The following is a 22,758-nucleotide window of genomic DNA, read 5'->3' as shown; positions in this document are numbered from 1 at the left end:
ATCTCTCGAAGCGCGATTGTCCAGACCTTAACGCGACGTTAACGAAAACTTTTTTTGGGTGTGTCAGCCGAGCGCCCGCGTCGCGATATCGCGCAGATCGGCCGAGAGATTTTCCTGCGCAACGATATGTTTGAGCCTGGCCTCGATGAGATCGCGGCGCCGCGACTCCATCGTTCGCCAGGAGCGCAGCGCCGAGAGCAGGCGGGCCGACACCTGGGGGTTCTTCGGATCGACTTCGAGAACCACGCTGGTCAGCAGATCATAACCCGAACCGTCGAGCGCATGGAAGCGCGTGAGATTTCCGTTCGCGAAGGCGCCGATCAATGCGCGCACGCGATTGGGATTGGTGAGCGAGAAGTCCGGATGGGTCATCAGAGTCAACACGCGCTGCGTCGTCGCCGCCTCCGGAATCATCGCCTGCAGCGAGAACCATTTGTCGATGACGAGCGCGTCGCCGGCGTATTGCGCATAGAAGCGGGCGAAGGCTTCTTCGCGCGCATGGCCGCCAAGAAGCGCCAGCGTCGCCAGCGCGGCGAGTTTGTCGGTCATGTTTCCCGCGGCCTCAAACTGCGCCATGGCGAGCGCGCGCCCTTTGTCAGGGTCGCCGCCGGCCAGCAGATCGAGCGCCACATTGCGCAGCGCGCGTCCGCCCGCGCTGGCCGCGTCCGGCGTGTAGGGGCCGGCGTTGGAGAAGCGGCCATAGACGGACTCGAGCTCCGCGCTGAGCGTCGCGCCGATGGCGGCGCGCAGCGCCATGCGCGCGCCAAACAGCACGTCCGGATCGACGTCGGCGCCCTTCTCGCGCGCCAGATCGATGTCCGAAGGCAGCGAGAGCGCTTGCGCGACAAACGCCGGATCGTCCTCGGCCCGGGCGAGCAGCAGCCGCAACGCCTCGCTGAGCCCGCGCGCATCGAGCGCGCCGGTTTCGAGTCGTCCGAAGATGGCGCGCAAGGCGAGGCTCTGGGACGCCTGCCAACGATTGAACGGATCGTCGTCATGCGCGAGCAATCGCTCGAGATCTTCGCTCGCCGGCGCAGGCTCGAGGCGCACAGGCGCGGAAAAGCCGCGCAGCAGCGAGACCGCCGGACGCGAAGAAATCTCGCGGAAGCGGACGACGCGCTCCGCGGATTCGAGTTCGATCAGGCCGCGCGCGCGTTCATCGGGCGTCGCGTCCTCGCTGACGAGATCGAGCTTCTGTCCGTTCTCGCCGAACAGCGCGAGGACGATGGGGATGACGACCGGCTTCTTTTCGCTTTGACCTGGCGTCGGCGCGGTCTCCTGACGCAGCTTCAACGTGAAGGTCTTGGTGCGCGGGTCAAAGTCGCCAGACGTCGTAACGACCGGCGTCCCCGCCTGACTGTACCAAAGTGCGAAATGCGTGAGATCGCGGCCGGACGCCGCGGCGAAGCAGGAGAGAAAATCCTCGACCGTCGCCGCCGTGCCGTCGAAGCGGTCGAAATAGAGATCCATGCCGCGGCGGAAATTCTCATCGCCGATCAGCGTCCTCAGCATGCGGATGATTTCGGCGCCTTTCTCGTAAACGGTCGGCGTGTAGAAATTGTTGATCTCGTGATAGGCCTCCGGACGCACGGGGTGCGCGAGCGGACCCGCATCCTCAGGGAATTGCGCGAGACGCAGGCCGCGAACGTCGCCGATTCTTTCCACGGCGCGCGAGCGCATGTCGGCCGAAAATTCCTGGTCGCGGAAAACCGTCAGCCCTTCCTTCAGGCAAAGCTGGAACCAGTCGCGGCAGGTGATGCGATTGCCTGTCCAATTATGAAAATATTCATGCGCGATGACTCCTTCGATGCCGGCGTAATCGCCGTCGGTCGCGGTCTCCGGAGAGGCGAGCACATATTTGTCGTTGAAGATGTTGAGGCCCTTGTTCTCCATCGCGCCCATGTTGAAATCCGACACGGCGACGATGTTGAACACGTCGAGATCATATTCGCGGCCGAATTTCTCTTCGTCCCAACGCATCGAGCGCTTCAGCGCGTCCATTGCGTAGCCGGCGCGCGCTTCCTTGCCATGTTCGACGTAAATGGCGAGATCGACGGCGCGTCCGGTCATGGTCGCAAATGTGTCGCGCACGACGCCCAGATCGCCGCCGACAAGCGCGAACAAATAGGACGGCTTCGGGAAAGGATCGCGCCATATGGCATAGTGGCGATCGGTCCCGGACACATCGCCGCTTTCGACGGGATTGCCATTCGACAGCAGGATCGGCGCGTCGGCCTTTTCGGCCTCAATGCGCGTCGTATAGACGCTCAACACGTCGGGCCGGTCGAGAAAATAGGTGATGCGGCGAAAGCCTTCCGCTTCGCATTGCGTGCAATAGGCCGAGCCGGACCGATAGAGGCCCGAAAGCTGGGTGTTGCCGCTCGGATTGAGTTCGGTGACGATCTCGAGCGTGAATGGCGCGTCGGGAACTTTGGCGAGCGTCAGCTGCTCCGGCGTAGCCTCATAGTCGTTCGGGGCAAGCGTTGCGCCGTTGAGCTTGACGCCCAGCAGCGTCAGATCGTCGCCGTCGAGCGCGAGCGGCGCCTGGGGATCGCCAGCCGGATTACGGCGCAGCGCCAGACGCGCGGCGACGCGCGTCTTCGTTGGATGCAGTTTGACGTCGAGTTCGACCGAATCAATCGCGAAGTCGGCAGGACGGTAGTCGGCGAGCCGGATGGCGGCGGTCGAAGGATGACGCATTCTGTCCTCGGGGCTAGGGCCACGTTTCTGCCGTGATTATAGAACGAGAGTCCTCGTTTGCGATGGCGGAGGCGCCGAATAGAGCGATGCCTCGTTTGTTTTTTCTGGAAAATCTCCGCGGAGAGGCCGAAATGCCTTGAGCCTGCAGCCGCGTCCGGGCAAAATCAGCGATGTCTTGGCGTCGGAACGAAAATGGCCCGCCGCCGTGCGCGCGTTGTCGACGCGCGCCGCTTCGCCCCTGGAACGATCCCGCTGGCCTCGACGGCGGAAGCAGGCGCCGGCCTGTAAAGCGAAGGTTCATGATCACTCACATGCGGCGGGCGCTGGCTCCTTTCCTTGGCCCGATCACGTTCGGCCTTCTCATTCTCGGCGTCACAACTGCGCAAGGCGCGCCGCCCGAGCCGCCGAAGCCTCCCGAGACGCCAGCGCCGAAGCCTCTCGAGACGCCAAAGCCTCCCCAGACGCAAAATTTGCAGCCGATCGTCGTGAAGATCAATGAAGATCAGATGCGTGTCGCCGGAGTCGAGACTCAGCCTGTCGAGCAGGAATCGGGCATGGGCGAACTCGTGGTGCCGGGCGTCGTCGCGGTGCCGCCGCAGCAGTTGCGCATTGTCGCGGCCCCCGCCGCGGGTCTCGTCGAGACCTTGCTGGTCGCCATCGACCAGGACGTGGCGCGTGGCGCGCCGATCGCGACCTTGAAGTCATCGGAACTCGTCGAGGCGCAGCGCGCCTTCCTGCACGCCGTCTCCGACGCGAATCTTGCGGCGGAGAAGCTGCGGCGCGACGAGCAATTGTTCAAGGAGCACATCATCGCCGAGCGGCGGCTGATCGTCACCCGCGCCGAAGCGATTCAGGCGCATTCCGCGCTCGATGAACGACGCCAGATCCTGTCGCTCGCCGGCATGACGGATGAGGAGATCGACGCGCTTCAGCGCGAACGCAAGCTCGCAAGCTCTCTCGTCGTGCGCGCGCCGATTGCAGGAACGGTGCTGCAGCGGCACGGAACGACCGGCGAGCGCGTGCAGGCGTCGGCGCCTCTCATCACGATTGCGCGGCTCGATCCCATTTGGGTCAATCTGCAGGTGCCGCTCGGACGCGCGGCCTCCCTCGACAATGTCGATCGCGTGCATCTGCCTTCGGCGGGCGTCGACGGCAAGCTCATTCGCATCGGCCGCACCGTCGACGCCGCCACGCAGTCCGTGACGGCCGTGGCCGAGTTCCGGCCCGGACGCAGTGTGCTGCGTCCGGGCCAGGCGGTGCAGGCGATCATGCGCATTTCGGGGGGCGGCGTCACCCAGTGGCGCGTCTCCGCCGACGCTCTCGTGAACTTCAAGAACCACAATTGGGTTTTCGTGCGCACGCCGGAAGGATTCGTCGCAACGCCTGTGACGCTGCTTTCCGAAACGCCGCAATACGCCTCGGTGCTGGGCGCGCTCAAGAAAAGCGACCGCGTCGCGACGCGCGGCCTGCTGACCCTGCTGGCGGAACTCGCCGAAGCTGAAAGGTAACGACAAGCAATGCTTGAACGGCTGATCCGTGTCGCGCTTCAGCAGCGGCTGCTCGTGTTTCTCGGCGCGCTTGGCCTCGCCGCATGGGGCGCGATCAGCTATTTCAAGCTGCCGATCGACGCGTTCCCGGACGTTGCGCCGGTTCAGGTGCTGGTCGCGATGCGCGCGCCGGGCCTCACGCCCGAAGAATTGGAGTCGCGCGTCACCGTGCCGATCGAACTCGCGGCGAAGGGCATTCCCAATCTCGTTCGGATGCGATCGACGACGCGGTATTCGGTGACGCTGATCACCTTCGAGTTTTCGGAGGGAACCGACATCTACTGGGCGCGAGCGCAAGTCAATGAGCGTCTAGCGCAAGCACAGAATCAGTTGCCGGACGGCGTCTCCGGCGGTCTCGCGCCAATCGTGACGCCGCTTGGCGAGATGCTGATGTTCACAATCGTCGGCGGCGATCTCACGCCCACCGAGCAGCGCACGCTGCTCGATTGGACGATCCGTCCCGCCATTCGCGGCCTTCCTGGGGTCGCCGACCTCAACGTGCTTGGCGGTTTCGTGCGCACTTTTGAAGTCGCGCCGTCGCCGTCGGCCATGGCGTCGCGCGGCGTCACAGTGGAAATGCTTCAGTCGGCGCTTTCTAACAACAATAAGAATGACGGCGCGGGGCGCGTGCGCGACGGCGAGGAAGCTTTGCTGGTGCGCGCCGAGGGACGCCTGAAATCGCTCGACGAGATACGCTCGGTCGTCATCGCCGCGCGGAATACGGGAATCGTGCGCGTCGGCGACGTCGCCGAGGTGCGCAACGGCGCGTTGCCGCGCAACGGCGTCGTCGTGCGCAATGGCGAGGGCGAGGCGGTGTGGGGCCTCGTTCTGGGTCTGCGCGGCGCCGACGCCCGAATGGTCGTCAATGGCGTGAAGGAGCGGCTTGCCGAGATCGAGCCGATGCTGCCGAATGGCGCCAAAATCGAAATCTTCTACGACCGCAGCGAACTGATCGGCAAAGCCGTCTGGACAGTTCAGAAAGTGCTGATCGAGGCGATCGTTCTCGTCGTCATTTTGCTCGCGCTGTTTCTTGGCGATCTTCGCGCGGCGGTCGTCGTGTCGGTCATTCTGCCGCTTGCGGCGCTCTCGACATTCGGGATCATGCGCTGGTGGGGCCTCTCGGCCAACATCATGTCGCTTGGCGGCCTCGCGATCGCGATCGGACTCTTGGTCGACTGCGCGGTCGTCGTCGTCGAAAACGTCGAGCATCGCATGGCGCATGCGCATGACGTCAGTCTTTCCGATCGCATTTTCATGACGCTCGAGGCGACGCGCGAAGTCGCCGTCCCGCTGACGTCCGGCGTCGTGATCATCGTCACCGTGTTTCTGCCGCTGCTCTCGCTTGAAGGATTGGAGGGGCGTCTCTTTGCGCCGGTGGCGCTGACCATCGCCTTCGCGCTCGGATCGGCGCTTCTGCTGTCGCTCACCATCGTTCCGGCGCTCAGCGCCACGCTGCTGAAGCCGGGACATTCCGACGAGCCTTGGCTCGTGCGCAAGATCGCGGCGGTTTATGAGCCTCTGCTCAAGCGCTCGCTCAACAGGCCGATCATCGTCGCCGGCGCCGCCGTGCTGGGCCTCGTCATCGCCTTCGCCGCCTACACGCGGATCGGCCAGACCTTCATGCCGGTCATGAACGAAGGCACGCCTGTCATCACCGTGCGCAAACATCCGACGATCAGCGTCAATATGGCGGCGGAGACCGATATGCGCATTCAGCGCGCGATCATGGAGCGCGTGCCGGAGGTCAAGGGAATGATGGCGCGCGCCGGCGCCGACGAACTCGGCATTGATCCGGTCGGTCTCAATGACACCGACAATTTCCTCACGCTCGCGCCGCAAAGCGAATGGCGAGGCAAGGACATCGACTGGCTGATGGGCGAGATCCGCGCGGTGCTTGATGGCATGCCCGGCATTTCCTACGCCTTTTCGCAGCCGATCGACATGCGCGTTCAGGAGATGATCATCGGCGCGCGCGGCGACGTCGTCGTCAAAATCTTTGGAGACGACATCAAGGAGCTCAATCGCCTCACCCGCGAAGTCGCGGCGACTCTGCGCAAGATCAAGGGCTCGCGCGACGTTTTCGGGTTGCAAAATGACGGCATGCGCTATCTGACGGCGCGCGTCGACCGTCTCGCGGCCGGGCGCTTCGGCCTCAACGCCGGCGAGATTCAGGACGCGCTGCGCGTCTGGGTCGATGGTCAACCGGTCGGCATCGTGCTCGAAGGTCCGATCCGCACGCCGCTTGTGATACGCGGCTCGGAGACGTCTCGCCGTTCGTCCGTGGATTTTGCGCGGCTGCCGATGGTGTCTTCGGAAGGGAAGGTCGTCGAATTGTCGCAACTCGCCGACGTGCGCGTGGAGGATGGACCGATCCAGATCATTCGAGAGGAAGGCCGCCGTTTCGCAACCGTGCTCGCCAATGTGACCGGACGCGATCTCGTCGGTTTCGTTGACGAAGCGAAGAAAGCTGTCGCCAAGAACGTCAAGACGCCGCCGGGCTATCGCTACCAGTGGGGTGGCCAGTTCGAGAACCAGCAGCGCGCTTCGGCGCGACTCGCGATCGTCGTGCCGATCGCCATGGCGCTGATTTTTCTGTTGCTCTATCTGACGTTCAACTCGGCGCTGCAGGCGACGCTGGTGTTTTGTAACGTGCCCTTCGCGGCCATCGGCGGCATCCTGGGCCTGTGGCTTTCAGGGGAGTTCATGTCGGTTCCGTCATCCGTTGGATTTATTGCGCTCATCGGAATTGCGGTTCTCAACGGCGTCGTGCTCATCTCCTACATCAACAAGCTCGTCGCGGAAGGCACGCGCACCACGCGCGAAGCGGTGCTCGAAGGCGCGCGTCGGCGCATGCGGCCCGTTCTGCTCACCGCGACGATCGCAGCCTTCGGCCTGATCCCGTTCCTTTTCGCCCACGGGCCTGGCGCGGAGATCCAGCGTCCGCTCGCCGTGGTCGTCATCGGAGGATTGATCTCGGCCACGGTGCTGACGCTCATCCTGCTGCCGATCCTTTACGATCGCACGGCCAATCTCGGCATGATCATTCGCCAGAAGTTCAGCCGACGCGCGATGCGCCGGCCCGCGCCAATGCCTCAGCGCGAGGATGCTCGCGCATGAGGATGGGCGCGGTCTTCACGGCATTTTCCCTGTTTGCGTTCGCTTCGCCCTTTGACGCGGTCGTCTTTGCGGAGGAGCAGAGCGAGCAGACGGAGATGCAGATCTCGGCGTCGGTCAAGCCGTCGCCGAAGAAAGCCCGGAAGCGTTCGGCCACGGCCAAGCAGCAGCGCGGCGGGGTGTTGCCGAAGCACCTCGAGATGGCCGTCTTGATCGATGCGCAGATGCGCTCGCTCGAGGCGCAATATCGGGCGACGTCGGCGCGTTATGTGACCGCTGATTCGATCACGCCCGGGTCGCCGTATTTCTCCGCCCTGCAGCGCAACAACACCGGCGGCAATCTGCGCAATTTCAACGAAACCGAGCTCGAAGCGGGCATGCCCCTGTGGCTGCCCGGACAGCGGGACGCCTATGCGGCGACGGTCACGACGGGCCTCGCCGAGGTCGAGGAGCGTCTGGCGCTTCGCCGATTGGGCGTGGCCGGCGCATTGCGCGACGCGTGGTGGAACGCGCAGCGCGCGGCGCGCGAAGTTGCGGTTGCGCGCAATCGCGTCGCCACTGCGCGCGACATCGGCGCGGACATGACGCGCCGGGTCGAGCTCGGCGACGCTTCGCAGTCTGACGCGCTGCTTGCGGAAAACGAGACGCTCGCCGCGGAGACGGAGCTCGCGCAATCCGAGGGTGCGGTCAAGGTCGCGCGCGTCAACTATATGGCCCTGACCGGCGGCGCGCCGCCGGACGGCCGGCTCGAGTCCGTGCGTCCGGCCCTGAAAAACGTCGAAGATCATCCGTCGCTGCGCGCGCCTTACGCCGCGCTCGTGCGGGCGCAGGCGCAGGCCGAACTGGTCGACGCGACGCCGATCGACAGCCCGGAGATCGGCATCTTCGGCCGGCAGGAACATAATCGACAATATTCGACGGACCCTTCGCAGCAGATTTCGGATCAGCGCACCGATTCGACGACGATCGGCGTGCGCATCAGGATTCCGCTGCCGACGCCGGGACGCAACGAGCCGCGGCGCGCCGCGGCGCTCGCCGAAATGGATCGCGCCACCGCCGAATATGAGCGCGCGAAGCGCGTCGTCCTCGCGGAGATCAAAGCGGCGCGCGAAATGCTCGCGGCCACGCAGCGCGCGGCCAAACTCGCAAACAGCCGACTCGTTGTGGCGAATGATCAGTTCGAACTGGCCCGCAAAGCCTTCAAGCTCGGCGAACTCGGCGCCTTGGACCTCTATCGCGTGCGCCAGATTCAGCTCGAAGCGCAGCGCGTCGAAGCGAACGCCCAGGTCAATGTCGGCGTCGCGATCTCCCGGCTCAATCAGGCGTACGGCAACGCGCCCTGACGCAGGCGCGGCGCGATTAGGCAGACCTGCGCACGAAATCGGCGATGCGCGCGATCGTCGGCGGATCGAGCAGCAGCGGCGCGTGGCCCTGGCCGTCGACGACGACCTGTTCCAGGCGCGGCGCGCGACGCGCCATCTCGTCGAAAACCTCGGGCGAGAGAATGTCCGAATTCGCGCCGCGGATCGCCAGAATCGGAACCTTCGACAACGCCTCGAAGTCGTCCCAATATTCCGCCGGCGCGACATCGGGCGCGACGCCGTCAAGCGTATGCGACAGTTCAGGATCGTAGCGCAGCAGAACCTTGCCGTCTTTCTCGACGAACGTGAGCCGCGCATAGTCCTCCCACTCCTGCGGCGAGACGCCGGCAAAGTCGGCGCCGGCGGTCAGCCGCATCAAGGCGATCGCTTCGCGCATGGAAGGGATCGGCGGCAGCCTGCCGACATAGCGCTTGATGCGGAGCAGGCCGGCGTGCTCGATCTTCGGACCGATGTCGTTGAGCACGGCGGCCAGCACGACGCCGGGCCGCCGCGCCGCGATGCGCATGGTGTGAAGACCGCCGCGCGACGTGCCGACGAACATCGCCTGGCCGATCCCTGCGTCGGCGAGCTGGCGCTCGATATCGTCCTGCTCGACGTCGAAATCATAGCGGCGCCAGTCCTCGTCCCAGTCGGATCGGCCGCGCCCACGATAGTCCAGCGCCAGAACCCGCCGTCCGTCGGCCTGCAGCGCCTTGGCGAGACGGTCGAAATCGTCGGCTGAGCGCGCCAGTCCGGGCAGGCAGACGACCGGCGGCAGGCCCTCGCGGTCCGCGGCCGGCGCGGCATAGTCGAGGGAGTGCAGGCGCAGACCGTCGGCCGCGCGGACATAGCGACAAATCGGCTCTGGCGCAGACGTCATGGAGCGATCGATCCTGCAGAATGAAACCCGTTTCTCGACAGTGACATTTACGCCATGACGCCCGTTCCGCAAATGCGCCGCCGGCGCGTCCGATTCCTTGACTTCAACGCCGGTTGCGGCGAGTTTGCGCGCGCCCGCGAGGCCCGCCTCGCCTAAAGGAAAATCGCCGTCTCAATGCGCTCCTATCTGGACTTCGAAAAGCCGGTCGCAGAACTCGAAACCAAGGTCGACGAATTGCGCGCGCTGGCTGAGAACGGCGAGGCCGTTTCGATTGGCGAGGAGCTCAGCAAGCTCCAGGCCAAGGCCGCCAAGGCGCTGTCCGACCTCTACGCCGGGCTGACGCCCTGGCAGAAAATTCAGGTGGCGCGGCATCCGCAGCGGCCGCATTTTTCGGATTACGTGCGGCAGCTCGTCGACGAGTTCACGCCGCTTGCGGGAGACAGGCTGTTTGGCGAGGATTTCGCGATCGTCGGCGGGTTCGGACGCTTCCGGGGCGAGCCGATCTGCATCATCGGTCAGGAGAAGGGCTCGGACACGGCGAGCCGCCTGCACCACAATTTCGGCATGGCCCGGCCGGAAGGCTATCGCAAGGCGGTCCGGCTGATGGAGCTCGCCGACCGCTTCGGCCTGCCGGTCGTTTCGCTCGTCGATACGGCGGGCGCTTTTCCGGGCATCGACGCCGAAGAGCGCGGACAGGCGGAGGCGATCGCCCGCTCGACCGACGTGTCGCTCTCGCTCGGCGTGCCCAATGTCGCCGTCGTTGTGGGGGAGGGCGGGTCCGGAGGGGCGATCGCCATCGCCGCCGCCAACAAAGTGCTGATGCTCGAGCATTCCGTCTACACCGTGGCGTCGCCCGAAGCCTCGGCCTCGATCCTGTGGCGCGACTCCGCCAAGGCGCAGGAGGCGGCGACCAGCATGAAGATCACCGCGCAGGATCTCTTGAAGTTCGGCATCATCGACCTGATCGTGACCGAGCCGCCGGGCGGCGCCCACCGCGATCCGGAGGCGGCCATTGGCGCCGTGGGCGAGGCGCTCGCCAAGGAGCTCGCGGAGCTCGCGAATTTCTCGCGCGAGCAGCTGAAACAGGCCCGCGCCGAAAAGTTCTTGGGCATGGGCCGGAAACTCGAAGAGAAGCGTTAACGCAAATTCCAAAAGATTGCCGCTAAAAGCCCGTAGACGCGCGATTCTTGCTGATTCGGACACGTTCTCGTCCCATTGTTCGTTTTTCGTGATCAGCCTCGGCGGGCTCGCTTCTGAGACCTTCGCGAGGCGGCTCCGCCGTCAGAGGGAACACCATGGGGACTCGAGGCATCGCGCCGGCTCTGGGGCTTGCCGTCATGGCGGCCTTCGCGCTTTCGGCCTGCGAGCAGAGCGGTCTCGCGCATCGTTCGCTCGCGCCGATCCCGTCCGAGACCGTCGCCCTGATGGAGCAAGTCGGCACGAGCAGGGAAGCGCCGATGCTGATCCGCGCCTACAAGAAGGAAGCGGAGCTCGAAATCTGGAAGATGCGGTCGGATGGCCGTTACGTCCATCTTAAGACGTTTCCGATGTGCCGCTGGTCGGGCCAGCTCGGACCCAAGCGTCGCCAGGGCGACCGGCAGGTGCCCGAGGGCTTCTACGCCATCGGTCCGGCGCAGATGAATCCGAACTCGAATTATTATCTGTCGTTCAACGTCGGCTATCCGAACGCGCTCGATCGCGCGCTCGGCCACACCGGCGGCGACATCATGGTGCATGGCGCCTGCTCGTCCGCCGGCTGCTTCTCCATGACCGACAAGCAGATCGCCGAGATCTACGCCATCGCCCGCTCGTCGCTCGCGGGCGGTCAGCGCGCGATTCAGATGCAGTCCTTCCCCTTCAAGATGACGGCGGAGAATCTCGCCAAGCACCGGCTCGATCCCAACATCGACTTCTGGAGGCAACTCAAGGAAGGCTCGGATCATTTCGAAGTGACCCTGCAGGAGCCGCAGGTCGCGTTCTGCAATCGGCGCTACGTGTTCAACGCCGAGGGCGCTGCGAGTCTCGATCCCAACGCCGCCTGCCCGCCGCTCAGGCAGGATCCGGAGGTCGCCCAGGCGGTCGCCCAGAAGAGCGCGCAGGATCAGGCCAGGATCGCGCAACTCTCCCAAAGCGGCGTGCGGCCGGTGCGTCTCGTCTATCAGGACGGCGGTCAACACCCGGCCTTCACGGCCCGCGTGTCTGAGGTCAGCCGGCCGGAAACGCTGGTGCCGCCGACCGAGATCGCGCTCGACGACAAAGCGAACCGCGGGAGCGGCGCCACGGCCTCGCAGCTTGCCGCCAAATCGCCCGTCGTGACTGTCGCCGCGGCGAAAGCCGCAGACGAGGGCCGGCAGACCGCGCGCGTCGTCGCAATGGCGCCGATGCGCAGCGATCGCCGCGACATGTCGGCGCTTGCAGCGACCGACCCGCATTCCACGAACGCCGTCAAGAAATCGTCGCGTTCCCACAAGGACGCATGGGGCGGAGATATTCCGAGGCCGCCCGCGTCGGTTGGCGTCAGGAGATCCGCCGCTCGTTAGCCTCGGTTTTACTGGAATTCTCAATCCTTCGAGCAAACTTAAAGCCGCGCCCTGGCGCGGCTTTCTTTTCTTCGCCGGTCCCAACGCCCCAATGAAAAAACTGGGGCTTCGCCATTCGCCAAAATTCATCTTGACTCTTGTGCGCCGCAGCAATATAACAGTGCGACGCAGCGAGAGTTGTCTCGCTTCGTAGCCCTCCTTGGGCGTTTCCTCCCTTGACTTGGGCCGCTGGTTCGTCCGGCGGCCCTTTTTTATGCCATCAGGTGGAAAAAAGAGCCGGAAACGCCGTCGTTCGACAATCCGGCCGGATGCTCATCGTCGCTATAGGCGTCCTTCGCGATCGCGAATGGATCGCCTGTTTCGCGCAGAAAGGTCGCGTAGTGAAAATCGTGCCCCCGCAGGCGGGATCCGGCGGCGCCCAGCGGATGATCGGTCGCCAATCTTGCGCTGCGATAGCCGAGATGCAGTTTTCGTTTCGCGAAGCTCGTTTCCAGTTCGAGCAGGCCCGCCATCTCATGCGCCTCGCCCGTTGCGTCGATCAGCGTGCGGCCAAGCGCCATGTAGCCGCCGCATTCGCCGTGGATCCACCGCCCCTTAGCGAATCTTCGCAACCCCTTTATGAAGCCTTGCGCCGCTGAGAGCCGGCCGGCGTGCAGTTCCGGATAGCCCCCGGGCAGCCAGCAGAGGCCGCAATCTTCAGGCGGCGCTTCGTCGGCGAGCGGGGAGAAGAAGCTGAGTTCCGCGCCGGCGTCGCGCCAACTCTGCGCGAGATGCGGATAGAAAAAGGAAAAGGCGTCGTCACGGGCGATCGCGATCCGCTGAGCGGGGGGCGAAGCGTTGGGAATGAGATTGCCGGTTTCACCGCTCGTCGCGCAAGCGACAATCGCCTCCACATCCACATGCGCCTCTATGAAATCGGCGAGGGCGTCGAGACGCGCGTCGAGCTCCGGCGTTTCGCCGGCCTGCACCAGGCCGAGATGGCGTTCGGGCAGCGCAATCGTCTCGTCGCGCGGCAGCGCGCCGAACATTTTGACGCCCAGCGCCTCGATCGCTTCGCCGGCCAGTCGGCGATGACGTTCGGAGGCGACCCGGTTCATGACCACGCCGGCCAATGTCACGCGCGCGTCATGGGCGGTGATCCCGCGGACGATGGCCGCCGCCGTCTGCGCCTGCCCGGAAACGTCATGGATGAGAACGACCGGCCAGCCGAGCATGGCGGCGATGTCGGCGTTGGCCCCGACGCCGGCCGCGCCGCCGGGCGCGCCGTCGAACAGACCCATCGCGCCTTCGGCGATCATGAGGTCCGCGCCCGCGCCCGCGTGCGCGGCGAGCGCCGCGATCACATCGGCGTCCATCGCCCAGGAATCGAGATTGACTCCGGCGCGGCCGGTCGCCGCCGCGTGAAAGGCGGGGTCGATATAGTCTGGCCCGCATTTGACGGGCGCGACGCGCAGACCGCGCCGCGTCAGCGCGCGCATCAGGCCGAGCGTCAGCGTCGTCTTGCCCGATGAGGATCGCGCCGCGCCGATCAGCACGCCGGGCGCGCTCATCTTTCGCCGCTCGGCCGGAAGCGCCGATCATAGCCGGCGTCGTAGAGCGCGCTCTCGCGAAAATCTTCGCTTGCAAGCGCAGGGCCGACGAGAATGAGCGCGGTGCGCTCCATCGGCGTCTCCGCCGCGCGCGCTTCGATATCGGCCAGCGTGCCGCGCACGATGCGCTCGTCCGGCCATGAGGCGCGATAGACGAGAGCGACGGGGCAGCCGGCGCCGTAAAACGGCGTCAGCTCTTCCACGACCCGCGCGAGGACATGGATCGAGAGATGGATCGCGAGCGTCGCGCCCGATTGCGCGAATGTCGCGAGCTTTTCGCTCTCGGGCATCGACGAGGCGCGCCCCGAGGTGCGCGTCAGCACCAGCGATTGCGCGACTTCGGGCAGGGTGAGTTCGCGCTTCAACGCCGCGCTCGCCGCCGCGAAGGCGGGTACGCCGGGCGTCATCGTGTAGGGGATGCGCAGCGCGTCGAGGCGGCGCATCTGCTCGCCCGTCGCGCTCCAGATCGAGAGATCGCCGGAATGCAGCCGCGCGACGTCAAGGCCGGCGTCATGCGCCTCTTTCATCTCGGCGACGATGGCGTCGAGCGACAACGGCGCCGTGTCGACGATGCGCGCGCCTGCCGGACAATGCGCCAGCACGCCCGCCGGCACCAGCGAGCCGGCGTAGAGACATACCGGACATCGCGCGATGAGATCGCGCCCGCGCAAGGTGAGGAGATCGGCGGCGCCGGGACCGGCGCCGATGAAATGCACGGTCATGAACCATCCTCTTCGCCGCGCTTCGCTAGAGCGCAGGCGGCGACCGGCGTCGTCACGCGCGGCGCGACGAGGCGGCTGTTCGGGCCGGCGCCGACGAGCGCGGCGGCCTCGGAGACGCTTCCTACCCCAAACATCGCCTGCACGCGCGGCGAATGCGTCGCCGCCGGACCCTTGCGGGCGCGCAGTTCGGCGAGCGGCAGAAAGACGAGTTCGACGCCAAGTTGGCGCGCCGCTTCATGCAGCCCGGCTTCCTCGGCCTTGCTTTCGAGCGCGCACAGCTTCGCCTCGCGCAGGTCGACGTCATGCGTCTGCGCGACCCGGCGCACGAGCTCGACGACGTCCTGCGCGGCGACGCCGCGTCTGGCGCCGAGGCCGAAGGCGTAGGCCGCCTTCATCTCTTTGTCGCGCGCCACTGGAGCACCGCCATCGCCGGATCGAGCGCATGAAAGCGGCCGATCGGGCGCGCATGCGCCATCTGCAGATGCAGCAGCTCGCCGCCCTTGTCGCGATAGGCCGCGGCGAGGAGCCCCTGAGTCTCGATCGTGACGGCGTTGACGACGATGCGTCCGAAGCGGGGCAGGGCGCTCCAGGCGGCGGCGAGCGTCGTTTCATCGGCGCCGCCGCCGATGAAGATCGCCTGCGGCGTTTCGAGTTCGGCGAGCGCCTGCGGCGCTTCGCCGTTGACCACGCGCAGGTCCGGAACGCCGAGCGACAGCGCGTTACGCGCAATACGCGCCGCCCGCGCCGCGTCGCGCTCGATCGCGATCGCGCGGTTTGAAGGATCGCTCAACATCCATTCAATGGCGATGGAGCCGGCGCCGGCGCCGACATCCCATAACAATTCGCCCTTGCGCGGCGCGAGCGCCGACAGCGTGATGGCGCGGATGTCGCGCTTGGTGAGCTGCCCGTCATGCTCGAACCAGTCGTCGGGCAGGCCCGGCGCCAGCGGAATGATGTTCGCCGCGCCATCGGCGTCCACCTCGACGGCGACCACGTTGAGCGGCGCAATGTCGTCAAGCGCGAATGCGTCGGCGCGCGACGCGCGTATGCGTTCATGCGGACCGCCGAGGCGCTCGAGCACATGGAGGCGCGACGCGTCCATGCCGCGCGCGACGAGATGGCGCGCGAGGCGCGCAGGCGTCGTCTCGTCCCAGGAGAGCGCGATGATCCGTGCGCGCGGCTGCAGATGCGGCGTCACGCGCTCGAAGGCGCGGCCGTGCAGCGAAAGCAGCGCGCAATCCTGCTGGCTCCATTTGAGCCGCGCCGCCGCGAGCGAAAACGCCGATGGCGCCGGAAGGCAGAAAATCTCGTCAGGCGCGACATGGCGCGCGATGAGATCGCCGACGCCGTAGAAGAACGGATCGCCCGAGGCGAGAACCACCGTCGGCTTGCCGCGCTGGGCGAGGATGCGCGGCAATGCGTCGGCGAGCGGCGAAGGCCAAGGCAGGCGCTCGGACGGCGCGTTGATCATGGCGAGATGGCGCGCGCCGCCGACGATCAGCGAGGCTTGCGCGACGCGCGCGCGCGCCGCCGGCGTCAGCGCTTCGGCGCCGTCCTCGCCGAGACCGATCAGCGACAGCCATGGCGCGCTCATGTCGCCTTCCGCGACGTATAGACCCAGTCGCGGGCGCCCGCGCGGGCGATGCGGCGCGTGCCGCTGGCGCCGATCACGACGAGCGTCGACATGTCGACCTTGTCGCCCCGGGCCTCGTCGAGACGCGTCAGAATGATCTCTTCATTCTCGCGTCCGACGGATTTCGCGAGACCGACGAAGGTTCCGCCTGGAAGATGCCGACGCAGCAGCGCGAAGGCGTCATCGATGCGCGTCGGTCTAGCGCGCGACGCGGGATTGTAAAGCGCGATCACGAAGTCGCCTTGCGCCGCATGTTCGAGGCGCTTGGCGATCACGTCCCACGGCTTGAGATTGTCGGACAGCGAAATCGCGCAGAAGTCGTGGCCGAGCGGGGCGCCGAGCCGCGCCGCCGCCGCCTGCATCGCCGAAACGCCGGGGAGCACGCGAATGTCGAGATCGCGCCATTCGCGCGGCCCGCCGTCGACCGCCTCGAAAACCGCCGCCGCCATGGCGAAAACGCCCGGGTCGCCGCCTGAGACCACGGCCACGCGGCGGCCCTGCGCGGCGCGCGCGAGCGCCTCCTGCGCGCGGTCGATTTCGACGCGGTTGTCGCTTGTCAGCCGGGTTTGCCCTGCGCGCTCCGGAACGCGCGCGACATAGGGCGCATAGCCGATGACGTCCTGCGCCTCGTCGAGCGCCGCCTGCGCCTCGTGAGTCAGCCAGCGCGCGTCGGCCGGACCGAGGCCGACGATGTCGAGCGCGCCGCTCAAGGGCGTCGGCCTCGTCCCGGCACCAGCGCCATCGAGAAATAGGGCGCGTCGTCGTCGCGCTTGTCGGCGAAGCGCATGATCTTTTCGCCCGGCATGGCGCCGCGTTCGACATAGATCGCGCGATCGATGACGCCGGCGCGGGTCATCGCGCGCCGCAGCTTGGCGAAATTGCCGCCGAGCTTCATCACCACGGCCGCGTCGGTCGCGGCCAGACGCGACGTCAGGCTCTCCTCGTCGAGCGTCGCCGGCAAAACGGTGAGAATGTCGTCGCCCCAGGCCATCGGCTGACGCGCCGCGGCGAAACAGCCCGACATGCCGGAGACTCCGGCGCAGATCTCGATGCGGAAGCGCGAGTCGAGCCGCGCGAACATATGCATGAAGGAGCCGTAAAGCAGCGGATCGCCTTCGCAGAGCAGCGTCACGTCGCGGCCGGCTTCGAGCACGGCGCGAATGCGCGCGACGCAATCTTCATAGAATCGCTGCAGCGACGCGACATATTCCGGCTGCGCGAAGGGGATCTCCGTCGTCACCGGATAATGCAGCGCCATCTCTTCGCAGCCTGGCGCCAAGTAGGCGGCGGCGATGGCGCGCGCATGGCTCGCGCGTCCGCGCTTGGCGAAAAACGCGACGACTTTCGCCGCGCCGATGAGGCGCGCGGCCTTGACGGTCACGAGTTCGGGATCGCCGGGACCGAGTCCGACGCCGATCAGCGTCCCCAGCGCGGCGACGCCGTCATGCGATGTCGATGCGAGCGCGTTCATTCCTGCTCGCTCGCAAGCGCATTGATCGCGGCGGCGGCCATGGCGCTGCCGCCCTTGCGGCCGCGCACGACGACGAAGGGAACGCGGCCGTATGCGCGCAGCGCTTCCTTCGATTCGGCCGCGCCGACGAAGCCGACCGGCATGCCGATGACCGCGGCGGGCGCCGGCGCGCCTTCGTCGATCATCTCGAGCAGGCGAAAGAGCGCCGTCGGCGCATTGCCGATGGCGACCACGGCGCCTTCCAACCGATTGCGCCACAACTCGAGCGCCGCGGCGCTGCGCGTGTTGCCGATCTCCGCGGCGAGCGCCGGCACATTCGGTTCGAGCAGCGTGCAGACGACCTGATTTTCCGCCGGCAGGCGCGAACGCGTGACGCCATGCGCGACCATGTTCGAGTCGCACAGGATCGGCGCGCCTTTCTGCAGCGCCTCGCGCGCCGCCGTCACGAACTCGGGCGAGAAGACGATGTCGTCCGCGAGCTCCACCATGCCGCAGGCGTGGATCATGCGCACCGCGATCTTTTCCTGCTCGGGCGTGAACCGCGAGAGATTGGACTCGGCGCGAATGGTCGCAAACGAGCGCTCGTAAATTTGCGTGCCCGCGTGGATATAGTCGAAGCGGGAGGTCATTGCGGCCGTCCGCCCGTACGCGCGGAAAGTTCGCGCATCACCGCCTCGAACGACAGCGACCTGAGACTCGGCGCGCCGTCGGCGCCGCCATTCTCGATGAGGTCAAATCCTTCGGCGCTGGCGAGCAGCGTGATCGGCGAGGCGCTCTGCCGCGCGCAGCCTTTCGCGCAGCCGGAAAGATGCAGTCCGACGCCGTCGGCGCCGCAGATCTGTTGCGCGAGCGGCGCCAGATCGAGGACATGCGCGCGCGTTTCAGCGACCGCCTGCGGACATTCCGGCGCGCCGGGACAGGCGATGACCGCGAGACGCTTGTCATCGGCCGAGGTAATGAGATCGTAAGCTTCTGCGCGCGACACGATGCTGCGCGCAGCCGCGTCGCCGGGCGTCACGATCAGCAGGGCGCGCCACGGCGTCAGACGCAACTCGCCCGTTCCCTCGCTTCGCGCCAAATCCGCGACGGCGGCGAGTTCGTTCGCGCGCCAACGGCCGAAGGGCGCGCCGACGCCTGCATAAGCGACGTCGCCGAAGCGTTGCGCGCCGAAAATCTGCGCGCGCCGCGCAGGCTCGCGCGCGTCCCGGAAGACGCGCATCGCCAGTGCCGCCACGCGCGTCAGCGTCTCGGCGCCAAGCGCCTCGATGAGGTTGCGCATGCGCTTGAATTGATTTGCATGGCGGCCGCGGAGTTCAACGAAAGCGCGCGCCAAACGCAGCGCGACATCGCGCGCGTCGTCGGCGTCGACGACGATCGCGCGTTCGGAAATGTCCGCGATGCGGATCGCGACTTGTCCGTCGGCCGACGCTTCTATTCGGATGTCCGCCTCGACGTCGGACAGCGATAGCGGCCCGCCATCGTCCAGAAGGAACAGAAATTTCGGCGGCAGCGCGCGCAACGCGGCGTCGCGCCGCAATTCGGCGGCGAGCTCCGCCGCCATGGCGTTGGCGTCGAAGGCGCCGGACGCGAGGCCGGCGAGGGGCGAGGCGATGACGCTCGTGACGCGCTCGGCGTCCGCATTGGGCGCCAGCATGCCGATCGCAGCGAGCCGGCGCAGGGCTTCGGCGATCGTCGCTTCGCTGATCCCGCGCAATTGCAGTTGCGCGCGCTGCGACAGGTCGATCAACCCATTGCCGCAGTCATCCGCGATCCTTGCGATGCCGCGCGCCTGCGCGACGCTCATGTGTGAGCCGATCGCTTTGGCGCGGATCAGCAGGCCGTCGCCGCTCGGCATCGGCGCGAAGGCGCCCGGACACCAGCCTTTGATTTCAGGCCTCGGCTGCAAAACGCCCTCCCTCCTGGCGTTCGATATCGCTTAACGCGTCGCGCACGCTGTTGCGTTGCGTTTTCCACAAGCCGCGCGCGAGCGCTTCGCTAAAAACGCGCGCGACCGCCTCCAGCGCGCGGGGATTTTCCGCCGCGAGAAAATCGCGGACCGCATCATCGCCCAAGGTCGCGTCAAAAGCGAGATCGAATTGCGCGTCGCCGATGAGGCCGCTTGTCGCGGCGAAAGCGTAGAAATTATCGATCGTTTCGGCGATTTCGCCGGCGCCCCGGTGGCCGTGGCGCATCTGGCCGCGCAGCCATCGCGGATGCGCGAGCCGCATGCGCAGAACGCGCGCGATTTCGTCTTTAAGCGCGCGCGCGCGCAATCGCTCCGGCCGGGTCGCGTCGAGATGCAGGAGGTCCGCGTCGCCGCCCAGCATCCGATTGGCGGCGGCGAAGCCGCCCTCATAATCGGCGAACGCGGGTCCGATCAGAACGTCGACCTCCGCCATGTCCTGAACATGCACATGCGCGTCGGCGTCGGCGACGCGCGCGCTGAACGCCGCCATCGCCTCCGCGCTTGCGCCGGCGCGATCATAGGCGTGGCCGGCGGCGGAAAGATAGGCGCGCGCGAGATCCGCGCGGGTTGACCAATCGCCGCGAAGCGTGCGGTCGCTCACGCCGAGGCCGTATGTTCCGTCGGCGGCGCCGAAGACGCGCCGCAGATCGTCGGCCGTCGTCAGCGGATTGAACACGGCGTCTTCATCGAGCGCGGCGACGGCGCGCACGGCGTCGTCGAACAGCGCGATGAGATTTGCGAACATGTCGCGAAACAGTCCGGAGACCTGCAGCGTCACGTCGACCCGTGGAACATCGATCCGCGCTTGCGGCAGAATTTCGAAGCCGATGACGCGCGCGCTTGCCGCGTCCCAGCGTGGCGCGACGCCGAGAAGGGCGAGCGCCTGCGCGAAATCCTCGCCGCCGGTGCGGATGGTCGCGCTGCCCCAGAGATCGAGCATGATGTGGCGCGGGAATTCGCCATGCTGCTGCGCGTGCCGCGTCATCACTTCGGCGGCGGCGCGCCGGCCGATGTCGTACGCCGTCTGCGTCGGCGCATGGCGCGGATCGATGCAGAAGAGATTGCGGCCGGTCGGCAAAACGTCGGCGCGTCCGCGCGACGGCGCGCCGGCCGGGCCGGGCTCGATAAAGCGGCCTGACAGCGCGGCGACGAGCGCCTCGCGTTCGGCGCGCGCGCAGGCGTCGCGCACGGGATCGTGATCCGTTCGGCCGAAGACATGCAGCCCGTCGCCGATGCGCATTTCCTTCAGATCGCACATCCAGGCGTCGAGCCGCGTCAATGTCTCGGAGACGGCCATCTCGCGCGACACGCTGCATTCGGCGGCAAGGCCGCTGCGCTCGGCTTCGTCGATGATCGCGCCGGCGATGAGTTGCGCGCGGCGCGCGTCGAGCGCACTCGCGGTCGCATATTCATCGAGCAGCGTTTCGATCTTCGCCGCCGCGTCGAACAGATCGGCGTCGCCGAGCGGGGGCGTCAGATGGCCGATGGTCACGGCGCAGGCGCGCCGCTTCGCCTGCGCGGCTTCGCCGGGATCGTTGACGATGAACGGATAGATCAGCGGCGTCGGTCCGAGCGCGGCCTCCGGCGCGCAGGACTCGGACAGCATGACGGATTTGCCGGGAAGCCATTCGAGCGTGCCATGCGCGCCGAGATGAATCAGCGCGTCGATCTTTCGCACATGCCGCAGCCAGAGATAGAAGGCGACATAAGCGTGGCGCGGCGCGCGCTGGATGTCGTGGTAGGTCTCGTAGCGCTCGGCGCGCGCGCCGCGATCGGGCTGCAATGCGATGACGAGCTTGCCGGCGTCCAAGCAGGAGAAGCGGAACGCCTCGCCGACGACGGCGGGATCATCCATCGGCGCGCCCCATGCGTCGTTGACGCTCGCGATGAAATCAGATGGAAGCGCGCCGAGCCAGTCTCGGTAGTCGTCGAGCGGGACGTCGATCGTTTGTGCGGCGTCTTCGAGGGCGCGGATCAGCTTCTCCCCCGGGGGGCAGGCATCATCTGCGCCAAGATCATATCCCGCGTCGATCAGCGCGGCGACGATCTCATGGACGCTCGCTTCGGCGTCGAGGCCGATGGCGTAGCCGCCGCGGCCGCGGCGCGCAGGATAGTCGGAGAGAATCAGCGCGAGGCTTTTTTCCTTGTTCGCCTTGCGCCGCAGCCGCGCCCAGTTCAATGCGAGGTCGGCGACGAAGTCGATGCGCGACGGCTCCGGCGCATGGCGCGTCTCGCTGAATTCCGCCGCAAGACGCAGCGGCGCCGACTCCTTGAAGGAAATCGCGCGCGTGAAGATGCGTCCGTCGACTTCCGGCAGAACGACATTCATCGCTAGGTCGGCGCCGTTCGCGCCGCGCGTCGAAGCGGCCCACGCGTCGCGCGAGGAGGTTGCGAGCGCGACCTGCAGCACCGGCGCATCGGCAAGATCGAGGATGCTGCCCGCGTCGCGGCGCGCCGAAAAGGCCGTAGCGTTGAGGATGACGTCGGGCGCGAAAGTCTCGAGCGTTTGCGCAATGAAGGCTTCGCTCTCCGCGTCTTTCAGGCTCGCGACATAGATCGCCTCAACCGCGAACCCGCGCTGAGCCAGCGCGTCGGCGAGCGCGACGATCGGCGCGACGTCATCGGCGAGGAACATGGCGCGATAGAAGACGATCGTCGCCCGCAGCGCGCCGCCGGCGCGGCAGGCCGCAGCAGCGCGCCCGGCGTTGGCGACGGGAACGCTTTCGCGCCACTGAGCCGGATGACCCGCGAGAGTCGCGGCGTAGCCGAGGAACGAACGCAAGTTATCCGGGCCGCCGTCCTGGAAGAACCGCCAGATTCGATCGAGCGTCTCCGCGTCGAGCGTCGACGCCTGTTTCAGGCGCGCGTCGTCATGCGCGTCCCCGGGCGTGATCGCGAGCGCGATACGATTGGCGCGCGCGAGCGCCTCGAGCTGCTCGACGCCATAGGCCCAGTAATCCTTGCCGCCGAGCAGCCGCACGACGATCAGCCGCGCATGGCGCGCCACGGCGTCGAGATAGAGATCGACGGAATAGGGGTGCTTCAACTGCGCAAGCGATGCGCAACGCAGGCTCGTGAACGCTGCGCCGCTTTGCTCATACAGCCGCGCGATCAGGCGCAGCTCCGAATCCGAGAAAGAGAGGAACACGATGTCCGCAGGCGATTGCTCAAGGTCGACGGCTGCGCCGGCGTCGTCGAGACTATGGAGATCGCGCGGGAGGAGATGCATGGCGAT

The 22,758-nt window shown here is 66.7% G+C and carries 16 protein-coding genes; 5 read left to right on the top strand and 11 right to left on the bottom strand.

Annotated features, from left to right (window positions below; translation table 11 throughout):
- Positions 1 to 63 precede the first annotated feature (63 nt).
- Positions 64 to 2,700, bottom strand: coding sequence for an aminopeptidase N (gene pepN / locus AB7F41_RS01870; protein ID WP_428384489.1), 2,637 nt, complete (start codon positions 2,698 to 2,700; stop codon positions 64 to 66).
- Between the two features lie 299 nt (positions 2,701 to 2,999).
- On the opposite strand from pepN, the gene AB7F41_RS01865 reads away from it, so the two are divergent.
- Genes AB7F41_RS01865 through AB7F41_RS01855 form a run of 3 tightly spaced genes read left to right on the top strand, consistent with a single transcriptional unit; the run spans position 3,000 to position 8,704 of the window.
- Positions 3,000 to 4,208 carry an efflux RND transporter periplasmic adaptor subunit gene (locus AB7F41_RS01865; RefSeq protein ID WP_428384487.1) on the top strand — a complete coding sequence of 403 codons (1,209 nt, stop codon included), beginning with the start codon at positions 3,000 to 3,002 and terminating at the stop codon, positions 4,206 to 4,208.
- A 9-nt stretch (positions 4,209 to 4,217) separates the two neighbouring features.
- On the top strand, positions 4,218 to 7,364 hold the full coding sequence (locus tag AB7F41_RS01860) for an efflux RND transporter permease subunit (protein ID WP_428384485.1): 3,147 nt from the start codon (positions 4,218 to 4,220) through the stop codon (positions 7,362 to 7,364).
- Positions 7,361 to 8,704, top strand: coding sequence for a TolC family protein (locus AB7F41_RS01855; protein ID WP_428384483.1), 1,344 nt, complete (start codon positions 7,361 to 7,363; stop codon positions 8,702 to 8,704). The genes AB7F41_RS01860 and AB7F41_RS01855 overlap by 4 nt, the downstream gene beginning before the upstream one ends.
- 16 nt (positions 8,705 to 8,720) lie before the next feature.
- Here AB7F41_RS01855 and AB7F41_RS01850 read toward each other — a convergent pair whose 3' ends face one another.
- Positions 8,721 to 9,602 carry an alpha/beta fold hydrolase gene (locus AB7F41_RS01850; RefSeq protein ID WP_428384481.1) on the bottom strand — a complete coding sequence of 294 codons (882 nt, stop codon included), beginning with the start codon at positions 9,600 to 9,602 and terminating at the stop codon, positions 8,721 to 8,723.
- Positions 9,603 to 9,776: 174 nt separating this feature from the next.
- Between AB7F41_RS01850 and AB7F41_RS01845 the strand changes: the two genes are divergently transcribed.
- Entirely contained in the window at positions 9,777 to 10,742 is a 966-nt protein-coding gene (locus AB7F41_RS01845; RefSeq protein ID WP_428384479.1) for an acetyl-CoA carboxylase carboxyltransferase subunit alpha, read from the top strand.
- 155 nt (positions 10,743 to 10,897) lie between these two features.
- A complete protein-coding gene (locus AB7F41_RS01840) occupies positions 10,898 to 12,142 on the top strand; it encodes a L,D-transpeptidase family protein (protein ID WP_428384477.1) in 1,245 nt (414 codons plus the stop codon).
- Positions 12,143 to 12,393: 251 nt separating this feature from the next.
- Here the strand turns inward: AB7F41_RS01840 and AB7F41_RS01835 are convergent, their stop codons facing one another.
- From AB7F41_RS01835 to cobN, 9 genes are read right to left on the bottom strand one after another with little or no spacing between them, the layout of a single operon-like run.
- Entirely contained in the window at positions 12,394 to 13,692 is a 1,299-nt protein-coding gene (locus AB7F41_RS01835) for a cobyrinate a,c-diamide synthase (protein ID WP_428406422.1), read from the bottom strand.
- Positions 13,689 to 14,453, bottom strand: a complete 765-nt coding sequence (gene cobM / locus AB7F41_RS01830) for a precorrin-4 C(11)-methyltransferase (protein ID WP_428384473.1) — start codon at positions 14,451 to 14,453, stop codon at positions 13,689 to 13,691. The genes AB7F41_RS01835 and cobM overlap by 4 nt, the downstream gene beginning before the upstream one ends.
- The gene (locus AB7F41_RS01825; RefSeq protein WP_428384471.1) at positions 14,450 to 14,866 is read right to left on the bottom strand and encodes a cobalamin biosynthesis protein; all 417 of its coding nucleotides are present in this window, start codon (positions 14,864 to 14,866) and stop codon (positions 14,450 to 14,452) included. Before AB7F41_RS01825 ends, cobM begins: the two co-directional genes overlap by 4 nt.
- Positions 14,845 to 16,047, bottom strand: coding sequence for a precorrin-6y C5,15-methyltransferase (decarboxylating) subunit CbiE (gene cbiE / locus AB7F41_RS01820; RefSeq protein WP_428384469.1), 1,203 nt, complete (start codon positions 16,045 to 16,047; stop codon positions 14,845 to 14,847). The genes AB7F41_RS01825 and cbiE overlap by 22 nt, the downstream gene beginning before the upstream one ends.
- The gene (cobJ, locus tag AB7F41_RS01815; RefSeq protein ID WP_428384467.1) at positions 16,044 to 16,796 is read right to left on the bottom strand and encodes a precorrin-3B C(17)-methyltransferase; all 753 of its coding nucleotides are present in this window, start codon (positions 16,794 to 16,796) and stop codon (positions 16,044 to 16,046) included. The genes cbiE and cobJ overlap by 4 nt, the downstream gene beginning before the upstream one ends.
- Complete coding sequence (locus AB7F41_RS01810) at positions 16,793 to 17,557, bottom strand: precorrin-2 C(20)-methyltransferase (protein WP_428384466.1); 765 nt, start codon at positions 17,555 to 17,557, stop codon at positions 16,793 to 16,795. The genes cobJ and AB7F41_RS01810 overlap by 4 nt, the downstream gene beginning before the upstream one ends.
- Entirely contained in the window at positions 17,554 to 18,186 is a 633-nt protein-coding gene (locus tag AB7F41_RS01805; protein ID WP_428384464.1) for a precorrin-8X methylmutase, read from the bottom strand. The genes AB7F41_RS01810 and AB7F41_RS01805 overlap by 4 nt, the downstream gene beginning before the upstream one ends.
- Complete coding sequence (gene cobG, locus AB7F41_RS01800) at positions 18,183 to 19,463, bottom strand: precorrin-3B synthase (protein WP_428384462.1); 1,281 nt, start codon at positions 19,461 to 19,463, stop codon at positions 18,183 to 18,185. Before cobG ends, AB7F41_RS01805 begins: the two co-directional genes overlap by 4 nt.
- Positions 19,447 to 22,752 (bottom strand): cobaltochelatase subunit CobN, encoded by a 3,306-nt coding sequence (gene cobN, locus AB7F41_RS01795; RefSeq protein ID WP_428384460.1) that lies wholly within the window; start codon positions 22,750 to 22,752, stop codon positions 19,447 to 19,449. The genes cobG and cobN overlap by 17 nt, the downstream gene beginning before the upstream one ends.
- Positions 22,753 to 22,758: the final 6 nt, after the last annotated feature.

Origin of the sequence: Methylocystis sp. (genome assembly GCF_050251305.1) — a bacterium.
GTDB lineage: Bacteria > Pseudomonadota > Alphaproteobacteria > Rhizobiales > Beijerinckiaceae > Methylocystis.
Note: the sequence above shows the minus strand (reverse complement) of the source record. Positions and strands in the feature narration are given on the sequence as shown.

What these genes read in the sequence shown, in the direction of transcription:
- pepN (WP_428384489.1), bottom strand. Translation starts at nt 2,700, where the DNA reads ATGCGTCATCCTTCGACCGCCGCCATCCGGCTCGCCGACTACCGTCCT.
- AB7F41_RS01865 (WP_428384487.1), top strand. Translation starts at nt 3,000, where the DNA reads ATGATCACTCACATGCGGCGGGCGCTGGCTCCTTTCCTTGGCCCGATC.
- AB7F41_RS01860 (WP_428384485.1), top strand. Translation starts at nt 4,218, where the DNA reads ATGCTTGAACGGCTGATCCGTGTCGCGCTTCAGCAGCGGCTGCTCGTG.
- AB7F41_RS01855 (WP_428384483.1), top strand. Translation starts at nt 7,361, where the DNA reads ATGAGGATGGGCGCGGTCTTCACGGCATTTTCCCTGTTTGCGTTCGCT.
- AB7F41_RS01850 (WP_428384481.1), bottom strand. Translation starts at nt 9,602, where the DNA reads ATGACGTCTGCGCCAGAGCCGATTTGTCGCTATGTCCGCGCGGCCGAC.
- AB7F41_RS01845 (WP_428384479.1), top strand. Translation starts at nt 9,777, where the DNA reads ATGCGCTCCTATCTGGACTTCGAAAAGCCGGTCGCAGAACTCGAAACC.
- AB7F41_RS01840 (WP_428384477.1), top strand. Translation starts at nt 10,898, where the DNA reads ATGGGGACTCGAGGCATCGCGCCGGCTCTGGGGCTTGCCGTCATGGCG.
- AB7F41_RS01835 (WP_428406422.1), bottom strand. Translation starts at nt 13,692, where the DNA reads ATGAGCGCGCCCGGCGTGCTGATCGGCGCGGCGCGATCCTCATCGGGC.
- cobM (WP_428384473.1), bottom strand. Translation starts at nt 14,453, where the DNA reads ATGACCGTGCATTTCATCGGCGCCGGTCCCGGCGCCGCCGATCTCCTC.
- cbiE (WP_428384469.1), bottom strand. Translation starts at nt 16,047, where the DNA reads ATGAGCGCGCCATGGCTGTCGCTGATCGGTCTCGGCGAGGACGGCGCC.
- AB7F41_RS01810 (WP_428384466.1), bottom strand. Translation starts at nt 17,557, where the DNA reads ATGAACGCGCTCGCATCGACATCGCATGACGGCGTCGCCGCGCTGGGG.
- AB7F41_RS01805 (WP_428384464.1), bottom strand. Translation starts at nt 18,186, where the DNA reads ATGACCTCCCGCTTCGACTATATCCACGCGGGCACGCAAATTTACGAG.
- cobN (WP_428384460.1), bottom strand. Translation starts at nt 22,752, where the DNA reads ATGCATCTCCTCCCGCGCGATCTCCATAGTCTCGACGACGCCGGCGCA.